Source organism: Mesorhizobium hawassense (genome assembly GCF_003289945.1).
Taxonomy (GTDB): domain Bacteria; phylum Pseudomonadota; class Alphaproteobacteria; order Rhizobiales; family Rhizobiaceae; genus Mesorhizobium; species Mesorhizobium hawassense.
The window spans coordinates 135,439-162,242 of sequence record NZ_QMBP01000008.1 but is presented as its reverse complement, the minus strand read 5'-3'; the positions used below and the strand labels follow the sequence as shown (position 1 = coordinate 162,242).

General features: G+C 61.8%; 27 protein-coding genes and 1 tRNA gene. 23 read left to right on the top strand and 5 right to left on the bottom strand.

Annotation, left to right across the window (positions count from 1 at the left end; all coding sequences use genetic code 11):
* Positions 1–249: 249 nt before the first annotated feature.
* On the bottom strand, positions 250–2,625 hold the full coding sequence (locus DPM33_RS18070) for an OmpA family protein (protein WP_112098803.1): 2,376 nt from the start codon (positions 2,623–2,625) through the stop codon (positions 250–252).
* Positions 2,626–2,823: 198 nt separating this feature from the next.
* Here DPM33_RS18070 and DPM33_RS18065 point away from each other — a divergent pair, with 198 nt between their 5' ends.
* Both DPM33_RS18065 and DPM33_RS18060 read left to right on the top strand, forming a co-directional pair.
* Positions 2,824–3,270 (top strand): YcgN family cysteine cluster protein, encoded by a 447-nt coding sequence (locus DPM33_RS18065; RefSeq protein WP_112098802.1) that lies wholly within the window; start codon positions 2,824–2,826, stop codon positions 3,268–3,270.
* Positions 3,271–3,534: 264 nt separating this feature from the next.
* Positions 3,535–3,885: a hypothetical protein gene (locus DPM33_RS18060; protein WP_112098801.1), complete on the top strand. Its 351-nt coding sequence runs from the start codon at positions 3,535–3,537 to the stop codon at positions 3,883–3,885.
* Between the two features lie 171 nt (positions 3,886–4,056).
* Here the strand turns inward: DPM33_RS18060 and DPM33_RS18055 are convergent, their stop codons facing one another.
* Positions 4,057–4,767 carry an SIMPL domain-containing protein gene (locus DPM33_RS18055; protein ID WP_112098800.1) on the bottom strand — a complete coding sequence of 237 codons (711 nt, stop codon included), beginning with the start codon at positions 4,765–4,767 and terminating at the stop codon, positions 4,057–4,059.
* 222 nt (positions 4,768–4,989) lie between these two features.
* On the opposite strand from DPM33_RS18055, the gene DPM33_RS18050 reads away from it, so the two are divergent.
* A tRNA-Ile gene (locus DPM33_RS18050) sits at positions 4,990–5,065 on the top strand.
* Positions 5,066–5,181: 116 nt separating this feature from the next.
* Here DPM33_RS18050 and DPM33_RS18045 read toward each other — a convergent pair.
* The 3 genes from DPM33_RS18045 to DPM33_RS18035 form a co-directional block, all read right to left on the bottom strand.
* Positions 5,182–6,372 carry a tyrosine-type recombinase/integrase gene (locus DPM33_RS18045; RefSeq protein ID WP_112098799.1) on the bottom strand — a complete coding sequence of 397 codons (1,191 nt, stop codon included), beginning with the start codon at positions 6,370–6,372 and terminating at the stop codon, positions 5,182–5,184.
* Positions 6,373–6,401: 29 nt separating this feature from the next.
* The gene (locus DPM33_RS18040) at positions 6,402–6,623 is read right to left on the bottom strand and encodes a helix-turn-helix domain-containing protein (RefSeq protein ID WP_112098798.1); all 222 of its coding nucleotides are present in this window, start codon (positions 6,621–6,623) and stop codon (positions 6,402–6,404) included.
* A 63-nt stretch (positions 6,624–6,686) separates the two neighbouring features.
* Entirely contained in the window at positions 6,687–6,938 is a 252-nt protein-coding gene (locus DPM33_RS18035) for a hypothetical protein (protein ID WP_112098797.1), read from the bottom strand.
* Positions 6,939–7,361: 423 nt separating this feature from the next.
* Between DPM33_RS18035 and DPM33_RS18030 the strand changes: the two genes are divergently transcribed.
* The 20 genes from DPM33_RS18030 (at position 7,362) to DPM33_RS17935 (ending at position 26,651) form a co-directional block, all read left to right on the top strand.
* Positions 7,362–8,552, top strand: coding sequence for a DUF932 domain-containing protein (locus tag DPM33_RS18030; protein ID WP_112098796.1), 1,191 nt, complete (start codon positions 7,362–7,364; stop codon positions 8,550–8,552).
* 169 nt (positions 8,553–8,721) lie between these two features.
* Positions 8,722–10,818, top strand: coding sequence for a ParB/RepB/Spo0J family partition protein (locus DPM33_RS18025; RefSeq protein WP_112098795.1), 2,097 nt, complete (start codon positions 8,722–8,724; stop codon positions 10,816–10,818).
* Positions 10,760–11,932, top strand: coding sequence for a DUF7146 domain-containing protein (locus DPM33_RS18020; RefSeq protein WP_245442209.1), 1,173 nt, complete (start codon positions 10,760–10,762; stop codon positions 11,930–11,932). The genes DPM33_RS18025 and DPM33_RS18020 overlap by 59 nt, the downstream gene beginning before the upstream one ends.
* 322 nt (positions 11,933–12,254) lie before the next feature.
* Positions 12,255–13,184, top strand: a complete 930-nt coding sequence (locus tag DPM33_RS18015) for a DUF2493 domain-containing protein (RefSeq protein ID WP_112098794.1) — start codon at positions 12,255–12,257, stop codon at positions 13,182–13,184.
* Between the two features lie 319 nt (positions 13,185–13,503).
* A complete protein-coding gene (locus tag DPM33_RS36295) occupies positions 13,504–13,671 on the top strand; it encodes a hypothetical protein (RefSeq protein WP_167449125.1) in 168 nt (55 codons plus the stop codon).
* A 266-nt stretch (positions 13,672–13,937) separates the two neighbouring features.
* Complete coding sequence (locus DPM33_RS18010; RefSeq protein WP_112098793.1) at positions 13,938–14,942, top strand: LacI family DNA-binding transcriptional regulator; 1,005 nt, start codon at positions 13,938–13,940, stop codon at positions 14,940–14,942.
* A 50-nt stretch (positions 14,943–14,992) separates the two neighbouring features.
* Positions 14,993–16,270: an ABC transporter substrate-binding protein gene (locus DPM33_RS18005; protein ID WP_112098792.1), complete on the top strand. Its 1,278-nt coding sequence runs from the start codon at positions 14,993–14,995 to the stop codon at positions 16,268–16,270.
* A gap of 88 nt (positions 16,271–16,358) precedes the next feature.
* Positions 16,359–17,282: a carbohydrate ABC transporter permease gene (locus DPM33_RS18000; RefSeq protein ID WP_112098791.1), complete on the top strand. Its 924-nt coding sequence runs from the start codon at positions 16,359–16,361 to the stop codon at positions 17,280–17,282.
* Positions 17,282–18,130, top strand: a complete 849-nt coding sequence (locus tag DPM33_RS17995) for a carbohydrate ABC transporter permease (RefSeq protein WP_112098790.1) — start codon at positions 17,282–17,284, stop codon at positions 18,128–18,130. The genes DPM33_RS18000 and DPM33_RS17995 overlap by 1 nt, the downstream gene beginning before the upstream one ends.
* Positions 18,131–18,133: 3 nt before the next feature.
* Positions 18,134–19,201 carry an ABC transporter ATP-binding protein gene (locus DPM33_RS17990; protein ID WP_112098789.1) on the top strand — a complete coding sequence of 356 codons (1,068 nt, stop codon included), beginning with the start codon at positions 18,134–18,136 and terminating at the stop codon, positions 19,199–19,201.
* A 220-nt stretch (positions 19,202–19,421) separates the two neighbouring features.
* Positions 19,422–21,116 (top strand): GH32 C-terminal domain-containing protein, encoded by a 1,695-nt coding sequence (locus tag DPM33_RS17985; protein ID WP_112098788.1) that lies wholly within the window; start codon positions 19,422–19,424, stop codon positions 21,114–21,116.
* A 1,132-nt stretch (positions 21,117–22,248) separates the two neighbouring features.
* Positions 22,249–22,575, top strand: a complete 327-nt coding sequence (locus DPM33_RS17975) for a DUF736 domain-containing protein (protein WP_112098787.1) — start codon at positions 22,249–22,251, stop codon at positions 22,573–22,575.
* Positions 22,576–22,751: 176 nt separating this feature from the next.
* Entirely contained in the window at positions 22,752–23,012 is a 261-nt protein-coding gene (locus tag DPM33_RS17970; RefSeq protein WP_112098786.1) for a DNA -binding domain-containing protein, read from the top strand.
* 108 nt (positions 23,013–23,120) lie between these two features.
* On the top strand, positions 23,121–23,345 hold the full coding sequence (locus DPM33_RS37005; RefSeq protein ID WP_342634351.1) for a transcriptional regulator domain-containing protein: 225 nt from the start codon (positions 23,121–23,123) through the stop codon (positions 23,343–23,345).
* A gap of 226 nt (positions 23,346–23,571) precedes the next feature.
* Entirely contained in the window at positions 23,572–23,901 is a 330-nt protein-coding gene (locus tag DPM33_RS17960) for a DUF2285 domain-containing protein (protein ID WP_245442208.1), read from the top strand.
* A 126-nt stretch (positions 23,902–24,027) separates the two neighbouring features.
* Positions 24,028–24,309, top strand: a complete 282-nt coding sequence (locus tag DPM33_RS17955; RefSeq protein ID WP_112098784.1) for a helix-turn-helix transcriptional regulator — start codon at positions 24,028–24,030, stop codon at positions 24,307–24,309.
* 100 nt (positions 24,310–24,409) lie between these two features.
* On the top strand, positions 24,410–24,928 hold the full coding sequence (locus DPM33_RS17950) for a DUF2840 domain-containing protein (protein WP_112098783.1): 519 nt from the start codon (positions 24,410–24,412) through the stop codon (positions 24,926–24,928).
* Positions 24,925–25,470: a S26 family signal peptidase gene (locus DPM33_RS17945; protein ID WP_112098782.1), complete on the top strand. Its 546-nt coding sequence runs from the start codon at positions 24,925–24,927 to the stop codon at positions 25,468–25,470. Before DPM33_RS17950 ends, DPM33_RS17945 begins: the two co-directional genes overlap by 4 nt.
* 69 nt (positions 25,471–25,539) lie before the next feature.
* Positions 25,540–25,878 (top strand): DUF736 domain-containing protein, encoded by a 339-nt coding sequence (locus tag DPM33_RS17940; RefSeq protein ID WP_112098781.1) that lies wholly within the window; start codon positions 25,540–25,542, stop codon positions 25,876–25,878.
* Entirely contained in the window at positions 25,878–26,651 is a 774-nt protein-coding gene (locus DPM33_RS17935) for a lytic transglycosylase domain-containing protein (protein WP_112098780.1), read from the top strand. Before DPM33_RS17940 ends, DPM33_RS17935 begins: the two co-directional genes overlap by 1 nt.
* Positions 26,652–26,804: the final 153 nt, after the last annotated feature.

Genomic DNA, 26,804 nt, shown 5'->3' with positions numbered 1-26,804 from the left:
CGCAATGCGGCGATTCAATGAGCAGGGCGGGCCGGGCAGGACAATTCTTCTCGAGCCGGCAAGAAAAAGGCCCGTCCGGGCGGACGGGCCTTGATCTTGCGCACTGATTCCGAAAATCCGGGCAGGATCCTGAAATCAAACGCTAAACCGCGTCGCGCTGAATGGGCTCAGCGCGACGCGGTTTATGTCTCTGTTTAATGCATGTCGTTTTCCCAAAACCGCTGCACACTTTTGGGCGACATGCACTGATCACTGATCGCTGTTGCTTGCCACCGGCGCCACCAGCGAAGTGATGCGGCGGATCGCGACACGCCGGTTCTCACGGTTCGGACCGGGCGTGTTCACCTTGAGATACTCCTCGCCATAGCCCTGCGTGGTGAGGTTTTCGGCCGGGATGCCAAAGGCATTGGTGAGTGCCTCGGCAACCGCTTCGGCGCGGCGGTCCGAGAGGGCAAGATTTGCCTCCGGCGTGCCGACGGCGTCGGTGTGGCCTTCGATCAGGAAGGTCTCGGCAGGGTTTTTCTTCAGCAGCTTTTCCATGGCGTTGGCGACGCCATCGAGCTTCTGCACCTCCGCGTCGGAGATAGTCGCCGAGCCGAATTCGAAGTTCAGCGTGTCGAGATCGATACGCCGGGCGATGTCGCGCACGCGGGCCGAGCGCTTGACCTCGTCGATCGAATAGAGACGCTGCACTCTTTCCACCGGTGGCTGCTCGAGGAATGTGTAGTAGTCGTCGTCGCTTTCGACATCCTCGGAACCGAGAATGTAGTCCCGCCGCGGGATGGTGAGGCGCATCGGCGGCAGGTCGTCGCCGGGATCGCGCCAATCCTCGTTGTCCTGGTACTGCCGCTCGTCGACATAGCTCAGGATATATTCGCGGCCATCCGGCATGATGCGCGAGCGCTGGATGACATCGCCATAGCGGTTGCGGATGGTGACGACGCGAACGCCATTGCCGCGTTCGACCGTCTCGCGGGTGCGGCCGCCCGACAGATCCTCATAGTAGACGTCCCTGGCGCCGCGGGTGATGCGTGGCGCCTCATTGCTTTCGACGAACGTCTGGTTGTTGAACTGGAGGATCACGCGGTCGCCGAACTGCTTGACGACATCCGTGCCCTGCGGCCGGCGGCGTTCGCGGACGATCTGATCGGGCGTGAGCTCGATCCGCTTGCCCTTCTCCTCGTCCACAGGAACGATCTTCTCGGGCTTGATCGCCTGCTGCGCCGACTTGTCGTCGGTGGGCGGCGGACCCTGATCGACCGAAGCCGGCTTCTGCGTCTGCTGGCCACCTTGCTGCTCTCCGGCCTGATTGGCGTTTTGGCCGGTGCCGGCCTGGCCATTTTCGGTTTGAGCGCCACCGGTCTGAGCCCCGCCGTTCTGGCCGTTGTCGTTGCGGCCCCGGTGCTTGCGCACGGCATCCTTCTGGCTGTCCAGGACGGGCGCCTCGTTCGGATTGGCGGTTTCGCCCTGCGCGGCGTTGCCGCCATTGGCCGGTTGGTTGTTGTTGGCCGGCTGTTCGCCGTTGGCGGGCTGCTCGCCGGTTGCGGGTTGCTGCTCGCCGTTAAGGAGTTTGCGGCCGGTTTTTGTCTGCTCGCCGGTCTTTGGCTGCTCACCCGTCGCAGGCTGCTCGCCCGTCGCGGGCTGCTCGCCATTTGCCGGCTGTTCGAAAGTCGGCTTCTTGCCGCGCTTCTTCTTGTCCTGGGCCTGTTCACCCTGGGTCGGCTGCTCGCCATTTTGCAGCGGCTCGGCCTGCGGCACGGGTTCACCTGCCGGCGCCGGCTTTTTGGCCGGCTCGTTGGTCTGCGTCTGCTCGGCCGGGGCGGTCTCGCCCTGCTGGTTCTGCTTGTGTCTCTTCTTGAACTGATTGCCGCCTTGCTGGTTGTCGTTGGCGGGGGCCGCCTGTTCTGCGGGCGCAGCCTGGTCAGCAGGTTGCTCGGTCGAGGTGCCCTCCGTCTGCTGCTTGCGCTTCTTCTTGAACTGGTTGCCCTGCTGTGGTTGCTGATTGTCGGTCGCAGGGGCCAATTGCTCGGCGGGCTGTTCGGCCGGCGCCGCTTCGAAGTTGCGCTTCTTCTTGCGTGGCTGCTGGTCATCGGTCACAGGCGCGCCACCCTGATCGGCAGGAGCCGTTTCGGTCTGCTGCTGTTGATCGCGCTTCTTGCGCGGCTTGATCGGCTGTTCGTCGGTCGCAGGCTGGCCACCCTGATCGGCGGGCGCGGCCTCGATCTGCTGTTGCTGCTGTTCGCGCTTCTTGCGCGGCTTGAACTGCTGCTCGGTCGGGGCTTCCCCGGACTGGGCATTGTCCATCTGCTGCAGCTGCCGCTTCTTGCGCGGCTGTTGCTCGGTCTCGGCGGGCGCGGCTTGTTCAGCCGGCGCTGATCCGCTTTGCTGCTGCTGTTCGCGCTTCTTCTTGCGCGGCTGTTCGGCTCCCCCCTGCTGGCCACTACCCTGTTGGGCGCATTCCTCGGCCGACTGGCCTTCGGCGCAGGCAGCCTGCGCCAGGACGAGCGGTGTGCCGTGCAGGCTGCTGGAGGCGACACCCCCCTGCAGCGGGTACGCGCCCAACGGCGCGGATGCCATAAGCAGGCCGATTGCCGTGCCCGCCAGAATCCGTGGTTGGCGTTTCATATCAATTTTCTCCTAGTGGGGTCCCATCCCTGCCCAAACTTTCATCAACCGCAATTGGTTCCGTTACGAGGCATTGACGCCAGCCAAGGATGTTCGGCCGGCCTTTTGAAGGCAATTTCGTGTTTTTCTAATGTTGATACCGGGTCACTGTGACAGCAGCGCTTGACCGGAGAGCCGCGGAGGGCCAAATCCACCAAAATGACAGCGCCATTCTGGAAAACCAAGACGCTTGAGGCGATGACCCCGGCCGAGTGGGAATCGCTCTGCGACGGCTGCGGCAAATGCTGTCTGTCGAAGCTCGAGGACGAGGATACCGGCGAGATCTTCTGGACCAGCGTCGGCTGCCGGCTGTTCGATGCCGACAAATGCCGCTGCTCCGACTATGAGAACAGGCTCGCGCGCGTGCCCGATTGCGTTGGGCTGACCCCGCAGAATGTGCGCACGATCACCTGGCTGCCAAAAACCTGCGCCTACAGGCTGATCGCCGAGGGCCAGGATCTTTACTGGTGGCACAGGCTTGTTTCGGGAAGTGCGGAGACCGTGCATGAAGCCGGCATTTCGATCCAGGGCCGGGTGAAGGCCAAGGAAACCGACCTGAACGAGCCGGACGACTATTTTGATTATGTACTAGAGGACGAACCCTGAGGGGTGCTTTTTGACGAGGAACGACGAACCCTGCGGGTTCGCGTTTAGGTGAGGACGACCTTCGGGTTCGCTTGGACGACGAGCGACGAACCCTGGCGGGTTCGCGCTTACATGGGGACGACGAACCCTGCGGGTTCGCGTTTACATGAACCGGACATGAATGGCCGGTTCGCGGAAAGTTCAGACACAAGAAGGCATTTTCCAATCATTGGTTCGCCAATCATCGGTGCGAAGGGCTACAGCCCACAACAAGGAGAGAAGACGATGTTCAACATAATCAAGGCGGCAGCCCTTTCGGCCCTTGTCGGGCTTGGCACGCTCGGAGCGGCCCATGCGGACAGCCTCTATCTCGGCTTCGGCAACAAGCACGACCCGCGTTTCGGCGTCTACACCGGCGATGAGGAAGACTATAACCGCCGCGACTGGCGCCGCGACCGCGACTGGCGCGGCTGCTCGCCGGATCGAGCGCTCGACAAGGCCGAACGCATGGGCCTGCACCGCGCCCGCATCGTCGACATCAGCCGCCGCACGGTGAAGGTGGCCGGCCGTCAGTACGGCGACCGCGTGGTGGTGGTCTTCGCCAATGAGCGCGGCTGCCCGATCATCTATCGCTGAGGCCAGGGTGCCGAAGGACGATCCTCCGCGAGGATCGACTGTGGATATGACCTTCTGAAGTCAGTCTCGAGTAGCTGAGCCCCTTCAACCAGCTTGAAGCGTGGGGCTCGAAAAACCCCGGAGGGTCCGACCCTCCGGGGTTTTATTGCCGGTCCGGCCGTCGCCCGGATGTCACTTCAGCTCGAAGGTGACCGTCACCTGGACGTTGTAGGAGTTTTCGCCAGCCTGCACCGGCACGGCCGAGCGGGCGGCATCGAACGACTTGGCGGCCATCGGCATTGGCACCGGCCCGATGTTCTGATCGGTGATCTCGAGCACCTTGCCAAGGCTGACGCCGGCCGCTTCGGCGAGCGTCTTGGCCTTCGCCACCGCGTCGGCGACGGCCTTCTTGCGCGCCTCGGTGATCGTCGCCTTCGGATCGTCGTTGGTGAAGGCGATGCCGCCCCCCTGGTTGACGCCGAGCGACACCGCCTTGTCGAGGATCTCGCCGGTCTTGTCGACGTCGCGCACGCGCACGGACAATGTGTTGGTCACCTGATAGGCGACGAGCTCGGCTTCCTGGCTGCCGTCGGCCTTGTTGGTGTAGTTGTAGCGCGGGTTGATCTGGATGCCCGCGGTCTGCAGGTCGCGGTCGGCAATGCCGGCGGACTTCATCGCCGCGATCACCGCCGCCATGGCGTCGTTGTTGGCATCGAGCGCCTCGCGCGCGCTTTTTGCCTCGCGCATGACGCTGAGCGAAAGGATCGCCATGTCCGGCGCCACGGTCGCTTCGCCTTCGCCGGACACGATGATGCGGGGCGGCGGTTGTGTGTCGGCGGCGCTTGCAAGCGCCGGGAACGCGACCGCGGCAGCGAGCGCGATGGGCAAAAGATGTCTGGTCATGAAAACTCCTCGAGGTCTGCGATCCGGCGCGCTTCGCGCAGCATCTGCCCCGACTCGCAATGGCGTCGATGCCGGCGGTGCGGCGCTAAGGCCCGGACCTGTTTCGCGCCATACGGGCGCAGGCCGCTCTACGGCGCGAATATGGGCTGATTTTGACGTTTGGCGCCAGCGCTTTCGAAAGCCTTGTGCGGACGAGCGAAAAACACTAAGCCAGCCCGCGTGGGGCCTGTAGCTCAATGGTTAGAGCCGGCGGCTCATAACCGCTTGGTTGGGGGTTCGAGTCCCTCCGGGCCCACCATTGCCATTGATTTCATTGAAGAAAAATGGCCTCGGCCCAAAACGTTGTGGGCCTATTATGGGCCCACTGAAAAAGACGGCCAGTGCCGCCCTTCGATCGGGTTCTAATCTGCTCGCTCATTTGATGACGCGCAGTGGGGTTCGTTGGCGCATGGCATCGCGTTTAGCTTCTCGCTGGTTGATCGCACGGGCGATATCAATTGCAATCCGCTTCTTGTTTGCCTCGCGCACATATTCATCGGTCACGGTCATCGAGGAATGGCCCATCGCCTCCATGATGGCACGCGCCTGAATGTTGCATTCGGCGAGGTAGGTGCCGAAGGTGCGGCGCAGGCCGTGAAGTGTGTATCCTTCGGGAATGCCGGCCTGCTTGGTCCAATGTGCCATCATTCCGGTGAGGCTCTTTTCAGCAAACGGGAGACCATAGGCATTCTTGAGTACTGCACCGCCTTCAGACCGATCCAGAGGCTCCAATGCCAGTGCTAGTTTGTCGACGATTGGAATGAACATCTCGCGACCGCCGTGGCGGTTTTGGTTTTTTTGCTGACGGAAGTCGAACGCCTCGATCACCTCGATCGAACCGTCAAAAAGTTCTATCTCCTCAATCACCAAATGCTCCCAATCGAGCGCCGCGACATCGCCGCGCCGGTTGCCGAGCCAGAAGGCAAGTGAATAGCAGGTACGCGCTGCGGATCCGACCGGGTGATGTGCCTCGAATTTTTCGCGGATCGTGATTGGCCAGGCCGGATTTGCCGTGGATTTGGCTATGCGGACACGAACAGACAATGATGGGTCGTTCTGTGGCTTGATCCACTTCTCGACATGAATCGCCACCCACAGGAGCTTCTTGATCGCAACCAGGATGTGTTTCGCGACAGTCCGGTTGGTAGCGAAGATTGCCTCTACAATGACGCGTAGCCGATCTGCATCAAGATGTTCCACCGGGGTATCGCGCCACTTTAGCGGGTAGCCAGGATCAACCTTCATCTCGAGGAAACGTTCGATCAGTCGTGCGTTCTTCTGCTGCGTCGCTTCGTCGAAATCCAGCCATTCCATTGTGGTCTCAAGTCGACGTGCCGCGTGGCCGAAGGTCTTTGGCAGCGCCCGACCAGGCAGATCGATGATCGCGGCCAACTTGCCATGACCTTGCGTGGCCTTCTGGTATTCTGCTTCGAATTCCGGATCACCGGGGTTCCCGGGAAGTCGAATTTCGGGCATGCCCTTTGCCCTATAGCGGTAAACGATCCTGCCGTTCTTGATGCGCGAAGAGACGCCGGGGTAGCGGGCATCCTTGAAAGGTCTGGCCATTACGATCTCCTCCGGCACTTCTGCCGCAGCTAATCCTTGCGCGACGATTTCTGCTGCATTTCCTTGAGTGAAAGGGCATTGCATTCCATGGCGACGCGCAGGAGCAGCGAGTACGGGAAGCCTCTCCCTTGCTCGATGCCTTCAAACGTCCGCTTCGGTATTCCGAGCAGTTTTGCCGCGGCTTCGGCGGTGTATCCTGCTTCAGCTCGCCAGGCTTTCACTTCAAGCGCAAGCTTTTCAGTTTCGTCCACGTCGCACCTTCTTGAGGGCCAGCAAGGTTAATACGCCAGCAGCGTATACGCAAGCTGCGTATTCTACAACTTCTTTGCGTCCCTTTTGCTGCGATCCAAAAGCTCTTGCAGACCATTGTTTTTGTCGGGCAGTGCGGTGAATGCGATGTCGAGCGCAACGCGATCCCAGATGGCACGACTGTTGACGCTCTTGGGTTTTGGCATCCGCCCATCGACGACCATCTCGTCGAAGAGCGTTGCACCGACACCAACATATCGAGCCGCTTCATCCCGCGAGAGGCCTCGCGGCGGGTATGAGATAGCGTCACTCGTCATAGGTATAGCCCTAAGCCGTCGCCGCCCGCCTGCGGCTGCGCCAATCGACGGTCCGACGAAAATCGCACTGCCCGCTGCTGGATGACGAACGAAGATACATGCTCGCGAGTAACGAATTTCCGCCGCCACAGTTAGCGGACTGCGCGTTGCGCGGAAGACCGCGCAACAGCTTATCCGGCAAAAAGAAGCCGTAGCGTGCAATTCGGATAGATGTTGGGGTTGTGTGCCGCTGCGATCACGCCGCGATACAGGGCATCAGTGGCGAAACGCTGCGGTGGGGGCCGTCTGGCGCACTGGGCCTGTCGTCCGGACGCCGCTGTTCGCGGAAGACCCTACGACACATAGAGTTAGAGTTTGGATCAGCTTCAATGACGGGTTGAGGGCTGGGAGAGAAGCTCCCGGCGCCCGTCATGGAGACGACCCATGACACAAGTTTTGGACGCTACGCGTGATCGTTCCGGCGGCTATAAGGTTGATCTGAGCCGCGGCGAGCGGATTGGCCGCGTGTCCTCCGAATGGTTTTCGCGGCCGGCCGATGAGCGGTACCTGTCTTTGTCGGAGCTATTCGAGGCAGTGCAGATCCGGACAGAACGCAGCCGGACGAGGACGGTGGACAGCGCGGCTATTCGGGTGGAGGCGAGCCGCGACGATGCCGAGCGCCTCACTCTGGTGCTGCCGGGCTCCGATGCCCCGATCGCCCCAACCCATTGGAGCTTCGGCCAACTCGCGAGCCTTGTTGGCGCGCCGGCGGCCTATCTGCGCCAACTGCCAGCACCGCTCGCAGGCATTAATTTGCAGTACGGCCTGACGTCCCACCGCGCCGAGCAGGTAAAGACCCTTGAGATCGAAGATGGCCGGGTCGAACTGCGTGCGGTCACCGGCCCGGACTATGGCCGCATCTTTGACCACGAACTCGTGACCGCCGTGCAGCGTATTGCTGGCAACGGCATCGGCGACACCCGGTGGAAAGTGCCCGGCGTCCTTGAATGGTCGACCGGCATCTACAATCCTCGAGCCGCCATAACCAAGGACAGCACGACGCTCTATGCCTCCGACCGCGACGTTTTCCTTTTCCTCGTCGACGACCTCAACCCGATCGAGGCTGGTCGGCTCCCCGACGGCTCACCCGACCTCTATTTCCGCGGCTTCTATTGCTGGAACTCCGAGGTCGGCGCCAAAACGCTCGGCATTGCCAGCTTCTACCTCCGAGCCGTCTGTCAGAACCGGAACCTCTGGGGCGTTGAGGATTTCGAGCAGATCACCATCCGCCATTCGAAATATGCGGCCTCGCGTTTCGCACATGAGGCAGCGCCAGCGCTGGCACGCTTTGCCAACTCCTCACCGGTGCCCTTCATCAATGGCATCAAGGCGTCGCGCGAGCGGATCGTCGCCCGCTCCGATGACGACCGTAGCGATTTCCTGCGCAAGCGCGGTTTCTCCAAGGCGGAGGCGACGAAAATCATTGAGACGGTGCTGACTGAGGAGGGTCGTAAGCCCGAGAGTGTGTTCGACTTCGTGCAGGGCATCACGGCAGTCGCCCGCGACAAGGCTCATCAAGATGCTCGGCTTGATCTGGAGGCGCGGGCGAAGAAGCTGCTCGACCAGGCGGTATAGCCTCTGGGTACCGGGAGATGCGAACCTGCCCTCAGCGGGATCGCTTTGCGTTCCTTCTTTCTCGTAGCCCTTGGCGCCGTCCTCAAGAGTCAGAGGGCGGCGCTGCGCTTCGTGACGGGTTGGAGGCCGAGAGAGTGGCTTTCGGCCGCCCGTCGCGGAGTACATATCGATGGCTGCTATTGCCAAAAAGATCATCCTGTCGTCCTCGCGCGACATCCCTTTCAACAAGCTTGTGCTCAGCCAGGCGAACGTCCGGCGCGTGAAAGCCGGCGTCTCGGTCGAGGAATTGGCCGAGGACGTCGCCCGCCGTGGCCTGCTGCAGGGTCTCAGCGTCCGTCCGGTCAAGGACGAAGCGGGTCTGGAAACAGGCATGTTCGAGATTCCGGCTGGTGGCCGGCGCTATCGGGCGTTGGACCTGCTGGTGAGGCAGAAGCGCCTCAGCAAGACCGCGCCGGTCCCCTGCATCGTGCGAGAGGAAGGCATTGCCGAGGAGGACTCGCTGGCGGAAAACGTCCAGCGCGCGCCCCTTCACCCCCTAGATCAGTTCCGTGCCTTCCTCACTCTGCGGGAGAAGGGCCAATCGGAGGAGGAAATCGCTGCTGCCTTCTTCGTCTCGGTCAGCGTGGTCAAGCAGCGCTTGAAGCTGGCTTCGGTGTCACCGGCATTGCTCGAGATTTATGCCGAAGATGGTCTCTCGCTCGATCAACTCATGGCGTTCACGGTCTCAGGCGACCACGAACGCCAACAACAGGTGTTCGAGCGGCTGAAGGCTTCTTATGACAAGCAGCCCTATGCCATTCGACGCATGCTGACGGAGGGCGCCGTGCGTGCGTCAGACAAGCGGGTACAGTTCATCGGCATCGATGTCTATGCCGATGCCGGAGGCATGGTCATGCGCGACCTTTTCCAGGGCGATGACGGTGGTTGGCTACAGGACGTCGTGCTGGTAGATCGGCTGGTCGCGGATGAGTTGGAACGCCAGGCGGAGGGAGTTCGCACGGAAGGCTGGAAGTGGATCGAAATCGCGCCCGACTTCGCCTACGGTCACAACTTCGGACTCCGCCAACTTCGCGGCGAACCGGTGCCACTTACCGCCGATGAGGTGACCACCCGCGAGGCCTTCCAAGCCGAGTATAATCGCTTGTCCGAGGAATACGACTGCGTTGAAGATCTTCCGGAAGGGATCGATCAACGACTCGCTGAATTGGAGACCGGGCTCGAATCTTTCGAGGGCCGCCCACTCGCATTCGACCCTGCCGAGGTTGCCCGCGCCGGCGCCTTCATCAGCATTGCACCTGACGGTTGTCTGCGCGTCGAGCGTGGCCTTATGCGTCCTGAGGACGAACTCCCGATGGATGTACAGCCGGCTGAAGGAGCAAGCGAACCTCTCTCGGCTGCGGCAAGCCGCGATGACGACACCGTCACGACGGACAGTGGGCCACAGGCAGAGCTCGAGGACGCTGAAGGGCTGTCGCCTATCTCAGACCGGCTCATGACGGAATTGACCGCCCATCGCACGCTTGGCTTGCGCCAGGCACTCGGCGAACGGCCAGAGGTCGCTTTCCTCGCGGCGTTGCACGCGCCTACGCTGAAGACCTTTTATCATTATGGATTGGATAGTTGCCTTGAACTCGACCTGAAAAGCACTAGCTTCGGCGCACAAGCTCCAGGGTTGAACGACAGCATCTGTGCTCAGGCGATCCGAGTGCGACACGACAACTGGGCCAACGCGTTGCCGAAGGAAGCAACTGACCTGTGGGACGCACTGCAGGATTGGGACTGCGAACGCCAAACCGCACTGTTTGCCCATCTCGTCAGCCTGTCGGTTAACGCAGTGCACGAAGCTTGGAACCGGCGGCCGCGTGCATTCGCCCATGCCGACAAGTTGGCGAAGGCTGTTGACCTCGACATGACGGCGGCCGGGTGGCGTCCGACCGTGGACAGTTTCCTCGGGCGCGTAACGAAGGCCCGCATCCTCCAGGCGGTCACCGAAGCGAAAGGACAGCAGTCTGCTGAACGGATATCGCACCTTAAAAAGGGCGATATGGCTAGTGAGGCGCAGATACTGATGGCCGACAGCGGCTGGCTGCCTGAGCCACTGCGCACGCCGGGGCATTCGGATGCTGAAGCCGGGGAAGCGCCTACCTCGGAAATCTCGGTCGAGGCGACGGCGGAGAACGGCGGCGAAACGTCCATGGCTGAAGCGGATGGCTTCGCTCAAGATGGTGAAGCCAAGAAAGAACTTCACACGATCGCGGCCGAATAGGCAGCAGCAAGTCTTTAATTGGCCCGCCAGCGACGGCGGGCCTTTTCTTTGGAGGCGCACCGTGCCGAGCAACCAGCATGATCTTGCGCGCCGTCTCGGCCGGCAGGCGGAGGCGGTATGTCGCAATTATCTCTCCAACGGCCGACGCCAGGGCAACTATTGGCAGGTTGGCGACGTCCGAAACACACCGGGGCGATCAATGTACGTGCGGCTCAACGATTCTCCCAAAGGCCCGGCCGGCAAATGGACCGACGCTGCCACGGGAGAGCACGGCGACTTGCTCGACGTGATCCGGGAAAGCTGTTGCCTGATCGACTTTCTAGATGTCGCCGCGGAGGCCCGTACCTTCCTGAGCCTGCCCTGCTGCGAGCAGCAACTGGGAGCACCGAAGTGGAGCAAGATGCTTAAATCGTCCGGCTCCGCAGAGGCGGCACGGCGGCTGGTTTCCATCTCGCAGCCGATTTCACAGACGCTCGTGGAGACCTACTTGCGTGCACGCGGAATAACGGCTCTTCACGAAACTGGATGTCTGCGGTTTCACCCACGTTGTTATTACCGTCCGGACGAGCATGGCCCGACCGAGACCTGGCCTGCGATGATCGCAGCCGTCACCGACCTCGCTGGCAAGGTCACCGGCGCCCACCGAACCTGGCTCGATCCACAAGGTTTCACCGAGGCCCATCTTGGCCGGGCACCGATTGCCACGCCGAGGCGAGCCATGGGCGAACTGCTCGGGCACGCCGTCCGGTTTGGCACTGGCTGTGACGTGATGGTCGCGGGTGAGGGTATCGAGACCGTGCTCTCGCAACGCTCGGTGCTGCCTACCATGCCGATGATCGCAGCCCTGTCGGCGGCCCATCTGTCAGCGATCCAGTTCCCCAACGCCCTGCGGCGCCTTTACATTGCCCGAGACAATGATCCGGCAGGAGATGGGGCAATGATGACGCTCATCGAACGCACCAACTCGGCGGACATCGAGGCGGTGGTGCTGACGCCCCGGCTAGGTGACTTCAACGAGGATCTGCGGCTGCTCGGTTTCGAAGCCCTCAGGGCGATCCTGCGCTCTCAAATCGCTCCTCATGACGTCACCCGCTTTATGGCCCTGGCGGCCTGACCGGAAAGAGGAGTTGACGGGGCAGGTCGCTGTCGGGAGGTCCCGGTATGCGTGGTGATCCTCCCCGGAGAGGACCGACCCATGGCCTTCCAGAGGGCGATCGGGCGGCGGCCGACCCAGACCGGCAATGGCTGCGCCCGGCCATTTTCCGGCGCGCCCTTAAGGGGCGCGTTCCATCGCGAAACAAAATAGCCGGGCTTCGCCATCCTCCACTGCCGTTTCGGCCCTGCGCTGGCGCTACGGGTGCAAGTCCAGTCCGCCCGCCGCCTTCGTCGCCATGAAGGCCGCGATGGTGCGGCCGTTCCGGAGAAGGAAGACCACCATGAACGACCACGATGACATCACCTTCGAACCATCGCATGCCTCATCCCCAACTGACCATGTCCTCCAGGAACTCCAGCTCTATGGTTACCGTCCCTTCGAAGACGAACCCGATCCGCGTCCGCTTCCCGAAGGCCAAATTATCGCGGCCAGCATCGCCGACATCTTCGACGCCATGGTCGTGGCGCTAGCCGACACACGGCTCGAACCCGACCTTGAGGAACTCCTGTGGGGCTCGGTCAACCTTTTCCATCGCGCAACCCACCGGATCGAACGCGAGCTCGACGAGAACGAAATCGCTCAGCGTCGCCTCCAGCGGGAACAGGACGGATCCGAGGTCAAGTCGGTCGAACTCGAAAGGCTCATTGCACAGGGTCAGACGCTGCTCGAACGACGCGGCGCCTTCGAACTGATGCGCGACCAGGCCGCCGAGCACTTCGAGCGCCACACCCTTTCGATATGGCGGCCGCGTTCGGGCTCCAGGGTCGATCATCGGAATCTCACTGCGGCAATGATCGACAGCCGCGATTTTCTTGCCGCAAAGAAGCACGCCGCCGCTCAGGTGCTCTTGCCTCCCGGGCCGAAGGTAGCCCTTACCGGTGGGCTCGACTTCAGCGACCACCGGCTGATATGGGCCAAGCTCGACCAGGTACACGCCAAGCACCCTGAGATGGTCCTGCTCCATGGCGGATCACCCCGCGGTGCGGAGTTGATCGCATCCAAATGGGCCTACAGCCGCAAGGTGCCACAGATCGCCTTCAAACCTGACTGGACCAGACACGCCAAGGCCGCCCCCTTCAAACGTAATGACGCCATGCTCGATACGATGCCGATCGGGGTCGTCCATTTCCCCGGCACAGGCATCCAGGACAACCTTGCTGACAAGGCACGCATGCTGGGCATCCCGGTCATGAAATTCGGCGCCCCATGAGGGGGTGGCCAGTCAACGCCACACGCCATGCCTGTCCAATTGTGGTCGCTCCGATACCTCGGTCCGGCGATGGGAGGTCGTGAGCTTAGCGCCTCGCCTTGCCGGCTCCTGTTTGGAAGCGGGGATCGACCCACGCGTTCATAAGCGCAATTCCTTGGTCCGGTCCGAGGACCTGATGCCATCAACCCGTAAAGGGTCGGACTACGCAAAGCGTGCCGCCATTTCGGCTTCGCCTTCACGGTGATTGCTGCCCTCGGCCGGTCACATCGGGCGCCTGTCACGCGGGGATCGATCCCCGTTCAAAACAGGAGCCGGATCAATGTCCCTCATAGAAGCAAACGCCTTCGCCTTCAGCCTTGCCACCAGCCTGATGGTCAGCATCGTCATCTTTCGTGCCGGCGATGGCACGCTCGCCGTTATGCCGGCAGACGAGTACGACGGCGACAACTCGGAGATCATCGGGGAAATAGACCCCCACGCGGCTTGAGGCGCCGGTGCCTGGCGATTTGCCCGCAAGGCGCAACGCCTGGTTGCGTCCTGTTTGCCGGATGCTACTCCATGTCGGGCACTTCGCCGCCTACATAAAGCGTTACTGGCTCGCCATACTCGCCAATCGACGTGTTAGCCTCACGCGACCCGCGATGACGCGGGCATGGTTTTCCTGCCAGCGTCTTGGCGCTCCCCGATGGGATTGACAATATCTCGAGTTGCGAATATTCAAGATGGGTAATCGTTAACCCAGGCGACGCTATCTTGACCGCATCCCTCAATGACATTGCCTTGCGCGCCGGGGTCTCCGTGAAAACGGCGTCCGGCGCCCTGCATGGCGGCTCGGCCCGAATGTCAGACGCTACGCGCCAGCGCATCCTCGAGATCGCTGGGGAGCTAGGTTACGTCACGAACTTTGCTGCACGCAGCATGCGCCAGGGCTGGATGCCGCTGATCGGTGTTATTTCGGACGAGTTGATCACGTCGCGCTTTGCCACCGAGATCATTCGCGGCCTCGATGGAGCGGCGCGTGCGGCCGAGATGGCTGTTTTCGCCGTGACCCTCGGCAATCGGCGCGATGTGGGAAAGACCCTAGGGGAGATCCGCCAATTCCGGCCGCGCGCAATCGCCTATGCCGCCATGTATCACAAGAGAGTCACGCTGCCCCCAAGTGCAGCTGAAGCGATCGCGGTCATGATCAATTGCCAGGACGACGCCGGCCTCATTCCTTCCCTTGTGCCGGACGAGGAAGGCGCCGCGATCGAGGTCACGCGATATCTTCTTGAAAATGGGCGCAGGGCCATCGCCTTTATCAATCTGCCGGGGCTCCTGGCCGGTGCGTTACGCGAGGAGGGGTTTCGGAGGGCGCTTGTCGACGCAGGGATGGATGGCGAAGCAGCGCCGGTTTTACCTGCCGTCCGGCAGACGATCTACAGCGACCGTGCGCAGAGCCTTGTCAGTGCTCATGTAGCAGCCCTTCTCGATAGCTCATCTCCGCCGGATGCCATTCTCTGCGGCAACGACCGCGTGGCCATGGAAGTCTATGCTGCGCTCCGGCGCGCTGGGCGCAGCATTCCCGAAGATGTCGCTGTTGCAAGTTTCGACAATCAGGTCGACATCGCCACGCGTCTTGATCCGCCGTTGACGACAATGGCGCTGCCCCATCGCGCTATGGGCCGTATGGCCGCCAACATCCTCTTGAGTGCCGAACCTCCGCCAGTCGAGGTGCACAGATTGCCGTTCCAACTTGTGGAGCGGTCTTCTGTCTGACTGAGCAAATGCCAAAAAAATGGAAACAACACCCAAATGGGAGCAGGGACATGAAAATACCGAAGATAATGATGGCGACGGCAGTCGGATTGGCCGTCTCGGCGGGCAGCGCGCTGGCCGATTCGACCGTGAGGCTAGTCGAAGTCATCACCAGCCCGCCACGCACGGTGCTGCTGAAGAAGCAGATCGCCGAGTTCGAGGCGGCCAATCCAGGGGTCAAGGTCGAGGTGGTCTCACTGCCCTGGGGGCAGGCCTTTGAGAAATTGCTGACCATGGTGCAGGCGGGCGACACGCCCGACGTGGTCGAGATGCCCGAACGCTGGATAGCCCTTTACGCCAACAACGGCCAGTTGGCGGATCTCGGGCCTTACATGGCCAAGTGGGACGACGCCAAGACGCTGGGCGAGCGAGCCAAGCAGTTCGGCTCGTCGGTCAACGACACCCAGTACATGATCCCCTACGGCTACTACATCAACGCGTTGTTCTGGAACAAGAAGCTGTTCAAGGAGGCCGGCCTCGACGGCCCGCCGGCAACGCTCGACGATTTCGTCGCTGACGCCAAGAAAATCTCCGCCATTCCCGGCAAATACGGCTATTGCCTTCGCGGCGGTCCCGGCGCCTTCAACGGCATGCACATGTTCATGAACATTGCGCAGGGCAAGGGCGGCTATTTCAATGAGGACGGCACCTCGACCTTCAACGAGGAAGGCTCGGTCAAGGGCCTGCAGATGCTGGCCGACATGTACAAGGACGGGTCGGCGCCGAAGGATTCGGTAAGCTGGGGCTTCAACGAGACAGTAACAGGCTTCTATTCCGGCACCTGCGCTATGCTCAACCAGGACCCGGACGCGCTGCTTGGCGTCGCCGACAAGATGAGCGCCGACGATTTCGCGGTAGCGCCGCTCCCGGTCGGGCCTAACGGAAAGTCCTACCCGACGCTGAGTTACGTCGGCTGGACGATGTTCGCCAACTCCAAGGTCAAGGATGATGCCTGGAAGCTGATGGCGACGCTTTTGTCGCCCAAGGACAATCTTGAATGGACCAAGGAGGTCGGCGTCCTGCCGATCCACAACGGCGCCGATCAGGATGCCCACTTCAAGACCGAGCAGTTCAAGGGCTGGTTCGAGGAACTGAGCGACCCCGGCAAGTATGAGATGGTGACGCCGCCCACGCAGCTGGAAAACCTCGGCAGCTTCGTCGAGAACGTCGCCATCAAGGACTTCCAGCAGGTGCTGCTCGGTCAGAAGAGCGCCAAGCAGGCCACGGACGAATGGGCCGCCTTCCTGACCAAGGAACAGCAGGACTGGATGGCGAAAAACAAGAAGTAGGCGCCAGTCATTTCCTTCCCCTCGTTCGCGGGGGGAAGGACGCTGTCGCCGTCGCCGCATTCACTCGTCACCCATAGGGCCAGAACTTATGACCTATGCAATGTCCGAAATCCGATCCGCCGGCAGGCCGCGCAAGAAGCGGCTTTCCTACGCGACGGTCGAGCCCTGGCTCTATCTCAGCCCGGCGATCGTGCTGCTGGTCGCGGTACTTCTCGTGCCGCTGGTCATCGGCATCAGCTATTCCTTCCGCAAATTCTCGGCCTTCAAGTCGGAATATGTCGGGCTCGGCCAGTATCAGGCGATGCTATCGGATCAGGTGCTGGGCCAGGCACTGGTCAACACGCTGTGGTGGACGGTCGCCAGCCTCTTCTTCCAATTCTTCCTCGGTCTCGGCCTCGCGCTGCTGCTCGACAAGCCGTTCTATGGCCGCAAGCTTGTGCAGGCGGTGGTGTTCCTGCCCTGGGCGGTTCCGTCATTCCTCTCAGGCCTTACCTGGGCCTGGCTGTTCAACCCGATCATCGGCCCGCTGCCACACTGGCTATTCGCGCTTGGCCTGAAGGCCGAGCCGACCAACGTCCTCTCCGATCCGGCCACCGCCATGTGGGGGCCGATCGTCGCCAATGTCTGGTACGGCATTCCCTTCTTCGCCATCACGCTCCTTGCCGCGCTGAAGTCGATCCCGTCCGAAATGCATGAGGCCGCGGCAATAGACGGGGCCACACCCTGGCAGCGATTCAGCAAGCTGACGCTGCCTTTCCTGGCGCCGACCATCGCCATCACGGTCATGCTGCGCACCATCTGGATCGCCACTTTCGCCGACCTGATCTTCGTCATGACCGAAGGCGGCCCAGCGGGCTCCACCAGCACCGTGCCCGTCTACATCTATGTCAGCGCCTTCAAGTCGCTGGATAAGGGCTATGCCTCGGCGATTGCCGTGCTGTTACTGGTCCTTCTCATCGCCTATGCGATCGCGCTGATCGCCATCCGCCGCTCGCTTGTGAGGCACGTCTGATGATCGCGGGACGCTCCACCTCCTCACGCATCATCGGCGGCGTCGGCCTCTACGGCGCCATTGCCGCCTACATGATCTTCGCCCTGTTCCCGATCTTCTGGACGTTGAAGATCTCGGTGACGCCCGAGCGCCTGCTCTACTCCGAGGGCATCACCCTGTGGCCGTCGCAGACGACGCTCAAGAATTTCGTCACCGTGCTCGAGGCCTCCGATTTCCCGCGCTATTTCCTCAACAGCGTCATCGTCTCGGTATCGACCGCGGCATTGGTGACAGTCATCGCCACGCTTGCCGGCTACGCCATGTCGCGCTTCACCTTTCGCGGCAAGGCGACGCTGGCGATCCTGCTGCTGCTCACCCAGACCTTCCCGCTGGTCATGGTCATCCCGCCGATCTACCGGATCATGGGCCAGATCGGCCTGACCAACAGCCTGACCGGGCTGATCATCATCTACACCGCCTTCAACACCGCCTTCGCCACCTTCCTGATGCAGTCTTTCTTCGACGGCATTCCCAAGGATCTGGAAGAAGCGGCGATGATCGACGGCTGCACGCGCGCTCAGGCGATGCGCCGGGTGATCGTGCCGCTGACGCTGCCCGGCATGGGCGCCACGCTCGGCTTCGTCTTCACCGCCGCCTGGAGCGAATTGCTGTTTGCGCTGATGCTGATCTCCAGCGACGAGCAGAAGACGTTCGCCGTCGGCCTGCTCACTTTCATCGGCAAATTCGGCGTCGACTGGGGGCAGATGATGGCGGCCTCCATCCTGGCGCTGATCCCGGTCTGCATCTTCTTCGCCTTCCTGCAACGCTATCTCGTCACCGGCCTCACCGCTGGCGCTGTCAAAGGATAATCGATGGCCTCCGTCACACTGCAACATGTCGAGAAGGATTATGGGTCGCTGCGCATTTTGCACGGCGTCGATCTTGAGATCGCCGACGGCGAGTTCGTCGTGCTGGTCGGCCCGTCCGGCTGCGGCAAGTCCACGCTTTTGCGTATGATCGCTGGCCTTGAGGAGGTCTCCGGCGGGGAGATCCACATCGGTGAGCGCCTGGTCAACGATGTCGCGCCCAAGGACCGGGACATCGCCATGGTCTTCCAGTCCTACGCGCTCTACCCGCACATGGACGTCTCGAAGAACATGGGCTTCAGCCTGATGCTGAAGAAAGCCGAGAAGACGATGATCGATGGCAGGGTGGGTAGCGCGGCCAAGCGGCTCGGCCTCGACAGTTTGCTCGGCCGCTTGCCCAGGCAGTTGTCGGGAGGCCAGCGCCAGCGCGTCGCCATGGGCCGCGCCATCGTCCGCGACCCGAAAGTGTTTCTCTTCGACGAGCCGCTTTCGAACCTCGACGCAAAGCTGCGCGTCCACATGCGTGCCGAGATCAAGGCGTTGCACCAGCAACTCAAGACCACTTCCGTCTATGTCACGCACGATCAGATCGAGGCCATGACCATGGCCGACCGAATCGTCGTCATGCATGACGGTTATGTTCAGCAGGTCGGCGCGCCGCTCGATCTCTACGACCGGCCAGCCAACATTTTCGTCGCCGGATTCATCGGTTCGCCCGGCATGAACTTCCTACCGGCGACGGTCGAGAAGGGCGGCAAGGTGGACGCCGTGCTGGCCGACGGACAGAGGCTCCGGCTGCCGGATGGCCTACCGCTGAAGGATGACGATAAGCTGACCGTCGGGCTGCGGCCGGAACATATCCGGCTGGCCGATGACGGCGCGCTCAAGGCCGAGGTCGAAGTGGTCGAGCCGCTGGGCCTGTCGACGCAGTTCTATATCAAGTTGGACAACCAGCAGGTCTGCGTGTTCGCCATGGGCCGCGCCGGCGTGAAGCCTGGCCAGACCGTACGGTTGTCAGCCGATCCGGCGGCGCTGCACATCTTCGATCCGGTAAGTGGAAGCCGCATTGGATAGGCCTAACGGAGCCGCCCGTATTGACGGCCTGCAGCCCCGATAGGAAACCATGTAGGCCGAGATCCGGCCCTTTCGAGGCCATCAGCATGTCTTCATCCTCTTCCGGGGCCGCGGCATGGCCACCTAGGTGCGAATGATGTTTCCCATCCCGCCTTCTATTTTGCCTTCCGGCGTTGGTTCGTCATTTCCTTCGTCGGATCGGTCATCAAAGGTTGAAATCATGAATGAACCGACGAAACAACCAGCTGCCACACGTACCGCGTTCCTGGATTCTGGAACCTTGCTGCATGTGTGGCTGAAGGCGGTGGTCCCAGGCAGAGCTGCGCGGCTTGACCTCTCACTCGATGGTCGCGCGGTCGCTTCTGCGGAAACCGACAATATTGAGGAGTTCGCGTTTCGTGTCCTTGATACGACAGCAGGCGGAATGGCTGTTCTGACCTGGGAACCACAGACTACATCTCTCTCCGTCGTCTATGCCTTCCGGCCCGACACTGTCATGGCCGACGGCATCATGCTGCTTACGCACAACGAGACAAACGCTCCGCCCTCTCCGTCGCCACTCTATCACTTCGTCCCACCATTCGGCTGGATGAACGATCCCAACGGTTTCGGCCGCTTCGCTGGCAAACCGCACCTGTTCTATCAGCATTACCCGCACAGCAAGCGATGGAACAACATGCATTGGGGGCACGCGGTTTCGGACGATTTCCTGCGCTGGCGCCATTTGCCTGTCTTCCTGTTCCCCAGCGAAGATATTTCGCAGCGCCCGGACGGGCGCGGTGGCGCCTACTCGGGTTCGGCGATTGCGGCGGGAGACGGGGCAATCCGGGTCTTCTTCACTGACAAGATGGAGAACCGTGAGCCCGAAGAGCAGAACCAGTGGACTGCCGTTTCGGCGGACGCAATCGCCGCTGCGCCCGCGGACCTTATTGTGCCGAGGCGTCCCGAAGGATTGAACCTGACGCGTGATTTCCGCGACCCCTATGTGTTCAAGGGCCCGGATGGGCGCTGGAAGATGCTGCTCGCCAGCCGCGACCGAGAAGGCGGCGTCGTGCTGCTATACGAAACCGCCGATCCCGCAGGCGCCAAAGGTTGGCACTTCCTAGGCATTCTCCACCGGGAGAATCGTTTCGGAATGAAAGCGGCCGAATGCCCATGCCTTGTTCCGCTCGGGCACACGGGTCACTCCGAAACGCGCTGGGCGCTAATCGTCGGGCTCCTGACCAGCCGTTGCGCCGAAACTGGCCGGCGCAATCTTACGACCGCAACGGTCGGCAGGTTCGACGGGAGGAACTTTACACCGGAATTCGAGCAGGAGCTTGACTTCGGGACAGATGCCTATGCTTTCCAGGCCTTCTCAGATGGGGATGTTGTCGTTGGCATTGCCTGGCTTGCCAACTGGGCAGAAATATCGAGACAGATCGACTACCAAAGCGCTGCTACCCTACCGCGCCAACTGGTGCTGCGAGGCGGGTCTCTGTGCACGCCGCCGGTTCATTCTGTAACGAGCCTGCGCTCCGGCATGCTCGACACCCAAGCCCTCCAGGATGGCGGGCGCATGGACCTTGGCGACGGAGCTGTCGAAATCCTGCTTGAACTCGCGGCACCCGGTTCGGCCTTCAAGATCGATTTCGAGCACCCCGATCTCGAATTCGGCGTCGAGCAGAACGCGGATGGCTTGGCAATCCTGTACCAGGCGTCCGCAGATAGAACCTCGCCACGCTATCTGGCACGCGGAGCAAGGGCAAAGAGCTTGCGCATTTTCCTCGACCGGGGGTCCATCGAGGTTTTCGCGGACGACGGGCGTTGGACTGGCACCAAACGGTTGAGAACCTTCGCGGCGGTGCGCGCGGGGCGGATTAGTGAGGGCATAGAGAATCTGACCGCTGCTGCAGCTTGGCAACTCCGTCTTTGAACGTTGATTGCGCTTCGGATAGATATGACATCGGATCCATTGACCCCGCAGAAAAAGCTATAGTGCTATTCCGGTTATTCATGGTGTGTCCCTCGACAATCCCGCCAGGGACCCCTTTGGCTGTGGAAAATCGAGGCTTTTGCGCATACTCGCGGGGCTCGGCCAAGTTGAAGAACAAGCCACGAACGACAGTATTTGGCACGATCGTTCTTCACCACCGATCTCATTGGTGTCCGCTTCGATGGTGCATCGGTGGCTCTCGGTGATGTTGAACATCCCGGCATAGAGGTGCTCGATTTTATCGTCGAGGCTGACACCGGATCGTCGTAATGGTGACCGTCAGTTGGCAGTCACAATTGCCGGTCTTCACCATGGCATAGTCGCGTTCCAGCAACGCTCCGATCCACTCGCGAGCGGGTTTCCTGCCGCGCTGCTTGCTGATCTTTGAATTCCCCTCTTCGAACCCATGTGCCCAAGTTTTCGAGACCAAGGCAACTGATTGTCATAGTCCAACTCGGATGTCCGATCCGCGCGGGGGGCCCGTCTTCGCTCCGCCTGTTTGGGCTTTTGAGAAACGATTACGATCACCGACGCCGTCATCCATTGCCGAGGCGCCGGCAACCGGCGGCGAGACAGATGCGATTAAGATTGGCCACCTGCGAGCATCGTCTTAAGGTCAGCGAATGATCCGGCGCACTCTGCGGATGGCGGACAAAAACCGCATACCGCAGTCATCACGTCGCGCGCGAGTTGGTCGACGCAAAGGCTCGGGCCAATTTGTGAAGGCGGGAGCCGATCGCGTGAAATTTTCTTTGCTGGGTCGGATCGGGCGCAGGTCGCCAAAGTCTCCTGGCCCCAACCAGTTCTGTCCAGCACCGAAGCGGTCTCTTCGATTGGTGTTTCTGGTCTGAAGGACGGCTTCGCCTCGATCGCCTATGACGCAACGACGCTCCGCGACTTTCTTCCCCTGCCGGCTGCGCCGTCATTCCTCGCGCAACAACAAAGTCGCTCCCGCGCCATCCTCCGCTTCGCTTCGGCCCAAAGGGTGCGCCGTCAATCGCCTCCGACCTTTTGACCACCATCGAGACCGCAATGGTGCGGCTCGAAACAGACAGGATCGAGGAGAACTATCATGGCTACCATCGGCACCTTCAAGAAGTCCGGCAACAACGAGTTCACTGGCGAAATCGTCACTCTCAGCGTTCAGGCCCGCGGCGTCCGCATCGTCCCCGAAACCCGCGCCAACGGCGAGAACGCCCCCAGCCACCGGGTCTTCGTCGGCCGCGCCGAGATCGGCGCCGCCTGGGCCAAAAAGTCCAACGAAGGCCGCGACTATCTGGGCCTCAAGCTCGACGATCCGAGCTTCACCAACCCGATCTTCGCCAACCTCTTCAGCGACGAGGACGATGAGGCCCACAGCCTGATCTGGTCCCGTCCGAGCCGCCGCAACGCAGAATAGGAGGCTTCAGAGGTCCCGCCCGGTTCATCCGGGCGGGACCTCGTGCGGAAGCCAGATGGTGCGCAGTGGTTGGCGATGCCGACTTGGCATCGTGTGATGCTCGAAAAGCGGCCTCCGCAGCCACCGCGACATCTGTAAGAACTTCATTTATGTCTCGCGCGTTGGGAGTGAAAATCATGATCGAGCCGTTCGACGACACCGCGCCCACCGGTGAAGAACTCACCGATTATGATCGTAACCATATCAAGCTCTACATGCGCCTGTTTGACGCCGACGCCGACGGCGCCGATTGGCGCGAGGTGGTCAGGATCCTCTTCGGGATCGATCCGAAAGAGGAGCCGCAGCGTGCCCGACAGGTTCACGACAGCCATCTTGCGCGGGCGCGCTGGATGACACGAATCGGTTATCGGCTTCTTCTGCGCAAGACCGACACCTAGCCAACATTGTCGCCCCGGTGATGCCGAAAAGGCATCACGCGATGTGCATCCAGGGTCTTCCGCCAATGCCAATCGCCCGGAATCGATGCAGGCACGACTTGCAGTTTGATGAGGACCGACACGATGAAGCCAAACACGTCGCGTTGGGGGGACGATAACAGCTACGACTTCTTTGACAGCTTGCCAATCGAAGGACTCGCCTGGGAATGTCTACGCCGCTCAAATTCTTATCAGCGGCACTACCTGGCGCTTGTGCGCTCGGGAGCAGAAACGAAACCGTTCCCAACAGAAGTGCAGAGACGCTGGGGGTTGCGATTTCGCGGCCCGGCCTGACCTGTCCGCATTGACGCAAAACGTTCTGTGGTCGCCTCTTGCCGATCCTGCGGTGCTTACCTTGGCGCCGTCGCCGGATTTCCTGTCATCCGAATCCTCTACGGTGCTCGTTGGGATCGGTGGCCATCGCGACAGCCCGCAAGGAGCGCATGTCGTTCATGGTGGCGAGATAGCAACGCAGCTTCTCCTCCTTCCCGGGAGCGACGCGGAGAGATCCCTGGCTGCCATGATCCCGCTGGATTCGCACACGCTCGGACGGGTGGAGGCTCTCGTCCGTTTCTGGCGTGCCTATCACAAGCGGCCTGTGCCTGCCGACACGCGAATGACAATCCAGCAAAGGCGCCGCCTGCGCCTGATGATGCGGGCCGCCGATGGTCGTACCAACGGAGCCAGCTACCGCGACATTGCGACTGCTTTCTATGGGACGGGGCGTGTTGCCTCCGCTCCGTGGAAAACCTCATCCTTGCGCGACACCGTGGTCGGTCTCGTCAAGGGTGGCGGAGCCATGATCGCCGGCGGTTATCTGCAATTGCTGAGCCATCGCAAGCGGTCCTAGCGCCTGGGGTGGGTATTTCAGGCCCCCCAATCTTCCCCATCCCCTTCGAAGCCACCTTTCCGCCACTGTGATCGTCGTCCGCCGCTGAGCGCCAGCGGTTCGCCGAAACCCCATGGAGGCCCGATTATGCGACCAGATCTAGCCGTTTTGCCGCCGCGATTTCTGCGCACCAAGGAGGCTGCCGCGTTCCTCAGCCTGTCTTCTCGAACCCTCGAAAAGCACCGCACTTACGGTACCGGTCCGGCCTACCGCAAACTTGGCGGCCGCGTCGTTTACGCCGTCGAGGATCTGCAGGCCTGGGCCGAGCGCGGCGCGATGACCTCGACATCGGACCCGCGCGGTTCCGTGCTTCCAGCCAAGCGTCATCCCCCGGCGGCGCTCGCATCGACCGGATGGCGCGGGCGCTGAGCTGCGGCTGCGCCGCGCAAAGCGCGCGGCCGACCGCCACTCGCGCGCCCCTCCAGCAAACATGCATAGCGGAAAGCTTTGCGCAAACAGGAGACGGCCAATGGGCCCCGTCGTTGACTTCCGTTCAAACCGAACGCTGCTCAGCGTGATGGACGATGACGGCTTATCTCACGTCGAGCTGACATGGGTCGAGAAGAAGATCGAGTACTGGATACGCTTCGGTTCGGTCGCTCAGGAGAAGGTGCTCGACCGCCACCGGCGCATCGTCTCGTTTCGTCCGGGTACAGTCTTCGCCTTCGTTCGCTGGGCCGCGAACGACTTCGGCACGATCATTTCCCGCGTCGACATCGTTCGCGCGGTCGCTAACGGTGAAGCCCATCAGACGCTGCCTTTCGTGCGACCCGGCGGCGACATCCTGCTCAAGGCTGAAGGCTGGCCCAAGGTGGAGCGGGTGCTGCAGGCGATCGACGGCATCGAGCAACTCGGCATCAACCTTGAAGCGGTTTCGCCCGATCACTGGCGACACTTCCACAACCGATCGACGGCGGGGCTGGAGCCGCGCGCTTACACTTGGGACCTTCACCGAGCCTACGTCCTGCGTCAGCGGGTCCAGCTATGACCCGGTCCGCGATTGCCCTCGCGACGACACTGGCGACCACGGCCGCACTCTATCCGGCAGTCACTGCGGTATCGCCAAGGTTCATCTGGAACGCTTCAGCCAGCACACCAATCGGCCTGTACCGGATAGATGGCGGCGTGCCGTTTTCGGCGCCCGATCTCGTTGCCGTTGCGCCGCCCGAACCGCTCGCAACATTGCTTGCCGAGCGCGGCTATCTGCCGAGGGGCGCGCTGTTGCTCAAGCACATCGTTGCGGGTTCTGGCCAAACCGTGTGTCGGAATCTGCTGGCCATATCAGTTGACGGCATCGAAGTCGGCCAAGCGCTCAAGCGCGATCGCGCTGGTCGCGACCTGCCAGATTGGCAGGGCTGCCGTCGCATTCCCGTCGGCGCCGTTTTCGTGATGAACCGCCAGGTTCGCGACAGCTTCGACGGACGTTATTTCGGCCTCCTCCCGACAGACCACATCGTCGGCCGCGCGGTTCCGTTGTGGACGGACGACCAGGGCGGCGGCCGCTTCCAATGGCGTGCGCCAGCGCGGTGAGCGCGCCACCGGCGGCGCCTAGCGTGCCGTTCGATCGTCACCGCAATCATCAAAGCAAGGAGACAGAACATGCCACAGATCGGAGAGTTCATGCGCCATCAGACCGGGTACTCGGGTCGAATCCGCACGCTCAGCCTTGACCTCGAAGTCGCGATCGTCGCGGCGGAAGCGAGCGATGCGGACAATGCGCCCGACTATCGTGTGCACGCTGGCGCAGAAGACGGCACCGCGATTGGCGCCGGTTGGAAACACTCCAGCGAAAAGGCCGGCGAGTTCGTAACGCTGCAACTAGATGACCCGACTTTCGCGCAGCCGATCCGCGCCTATCTGTTCCAGAACGGCGACGACAAGAAGTACTGGTCCCTGCAATGGTCGCGCCCGCGTGACCGCGCAGAGAAGGACAAGTGATGTCGGCGCGCCGCCGGCCGACGCCCCAGCCGGGAGCGTCCTCGCCGCCTCGCAAATGCCGGCGTACAACGCTCGTTCTGCTTGGCGGGCTCAGCATCCTCTGCCTGGCCTCCGCGCACGCCCTGGCGCAGAACCCAGCAGTCGTCTTGCCGTCGGCGCGCAAACTCTATGACGTCCACATCGCGGAAGCGGCGAGGCGCTTTCGGCTTCCGGCCGCCTGGATCCACGCCGTTCTCATCGCCGAAAGTGCCGGCGACCAACGCGCCACATCGCGCAAGGGCGCCATGGGTCTCATGCAGATAGTGCCCGATACCTGGTCCGATCTTCGCGTCCGGTATGGTCTTGGCGGCGATCCCTATGATCCGCACGACAACATCATTGCCGGCTCGGCCTATATCCGCGAGCTGCTCGACCGCTACGGATCGCCCGGCTGGATCGCCGCCTACAATGCCGGCCCCGGACGTTACGAGGCCTCACTGCAAGGCAGGCGGCTGCCTCGCGAAACGCGCGCCTACGTCACCGTTGTTACATCCGCCATCGGCAATGACCGCGCTGGGGAAGCTGTTAGTCGGGCAATCCCGACACAGCACAATTGGAAGCAGGCACCGCTCTTCGTTGTGCAGCCGGGCGACCGGCCCACCGACCGTTTGCTGCAACTGCGACGTTCCCGCGATGATGGTTCAGAGTCTGTGCCCAAGGAAGGACTGGTTGACGCCGAACCTCGCTCACCCGGCGTGTTTGTGCCCAAAGCAAGTGAAAGGCCCGCGCAATGAGCCGCGTGAGCGCTTTTCGCACAGTCTCGTGCTCTGTCGTAGCAAGGCGTGCGCGGAGGGGAGAGGCAGGCAAAACAACCGAGGGATGGCTAGATAAAAGCCCACACATTGTGTGCTGGCCGGTCGGTTGGTTTTTGGGGATTTTCAGGTGCT

Coding starts and splice junctions, on each gene's coding strand:
- DPM33_RS17935 (WP_112098780.1), top strand. CDS start 25,878: ATGTCGGCGCGCCGCCGGCCGACGCCCCAGCCGGGAGCGTCCTCGCCG.
- DPM33_RS18060 (WP_112098801.1), top strand. CDS start 3,535: ATGTTCAACATAATCAAGGCGGCAGCCCTTTCGGCCCTTGTCGGGCTT.
- DPM33_RS17940 (WP_112098781.1), top strand. CDS start 25,540: ATGCCACAGATCGGAGAGTTCATGCGCCATCAGACCGGGTACTCGGGT.
- DPM33_RS17945 (WP_112098782.1), top strand. CDS start 24,925: ATGACCCGGTCCGCGATTGCCCTCGCGACGACACTGGCGACCACGGCC.
- DPM33_RS18045 (WP_112098799.1), bottom strand. CDS start 6,372: ATGGCCAGACCTTTCAAGGATGCCCGCTACCCCGGCGTCTCTTCGCGC.
- DPM33_RS18055 (WP_112098800.1), bottom strand. CDS start 4,767: ATGACCAGACATCTTTTGCCCATCGCGCTCGCTGCCGCGGTCGCGTTC.
- DPM33_RS37005 (WP_342634351.1), top strand. CDS start 23,121: ATGAGGACCGACACGATGAAGCCAAACACGTCGCGTTGGGGGGACGAT.
- DPM33_RS18035 (WP_112098797.1), bottom strand. CDS start 6,938: ATGACGAGTGACGCTATCTCATACCCGCCGCGAGGCCTCTCGCGGGAT.
- DPM33_RS36295 (WP_167449125.1), top strand. CDS start 13,504: ATGTCCCTCATAGAAGCAAACGCCTTCGCCTTCAGCCTTGCCACCAGC.
- DPM33_RS18070 (WP_112098803.1), bottom strand. CDS start 2,625: ATGAAACGCCAACCACGGATTCTGGCGGGCACGGCAATCGGCCTGCTT.
- DPM33_RS17960 (WP_245442208.1), top strand. CDS start 23,572: ATGATCCCGCTGGATTCGCACACGCTCGGACGGGTGGAGGCTCTCGTC.
- DPM33_RS18015 (WP_112098794.1), top strand. CDS start 12,255: ATGAACGACCACGATGACATCACCTTCGAACCATCGCATGCCTCATCC.
- DPM33_RS18030 (WP_112098796.1), top strand. CDS start 7,362: ATGACACAAGTTTTGGACGCTACGCGTGATCGTTCCGGCGGCTATAAG.
- DPM33_RS17970 (WP_112098786.1), top strand. CDS start 22,752: ATGATCGAGCCGTTCGACGACACCGCGCCCACCGGTGAAGAACTCACC.
- DPM33_RS17950 (WP_112098783.1), top strand. CDS start 24,410: ATGGGCCCCGTCGTTGACTTCCGTTCAAACCGAACGCTGCTCAGCGTG.
- DPM33_RS17990 (WP_112098789.1), top strand. CDS start 18,134: ATGGCCTCCGTCACACTGCAACATGTCGAGAAGGATTATGGGTCGCTG.
- DPM33_RS17975 (WP_112098787.1), top strand. CDS start 22,249: ATGGCTACCATCGGCACCTTCAAGAAGTCCGGCAACAACGAGTTCACT.
- DPM33_RS18065 (WP_112098802.1), top strand. CDS start 2,824: ATGACAGCGCCATTCTGGAAAACCAAGACGCTTGAGGCGATGACCCCG.
- DPM33_RS17985 (WP_112098788.1), top strand. CDS start 19,422: ATGAATGAACCGACGAAACAACCAGCTGCCACACGTACCGCGTTCCTG.
- DPM33_RS17995 (WP_112098790.1), top strand. CDS start 17,282: ATGATCGCGGGACGCTCCACCTCCTCACGCATCATCGGCGGCGTCGGC.
- DPM33_RS18000 (WP_112098791.1), top strand. CDS start 16,359: ATGACCTATGCAATGTCCGAAATCCGATCCGCCGGCAGGCCGCGCAAG.
- DPM33_RS18025 (WP_112098795.1), top strand. CDS start 8,722: ATGGCTGCTATTGCCAAAAAGATCATCCTGTCGTCCTCGCGCGACATC.
- DPM33_RS17955 (WP_112098784.1), top strand. CDS start 24,028: ATGCGACCAGATCTAGCCGTTTTGCCGCCGCGATTTCTGCGCACCAAG.
- DPM33_RS18005 (WP_112098792.1), top strand. CDS start 14,993: ATGAAAATACCGAAGATAATGATGGCGACGGCAGTCGGATTGGCCGTC.
- DPM33_RS18020 (WP_245442209.1), top strand. CDS start 10,760: ATGGCTTCGCTCAAGATGGTGAAGCCAAGAAAGAACTTCACACGATCG.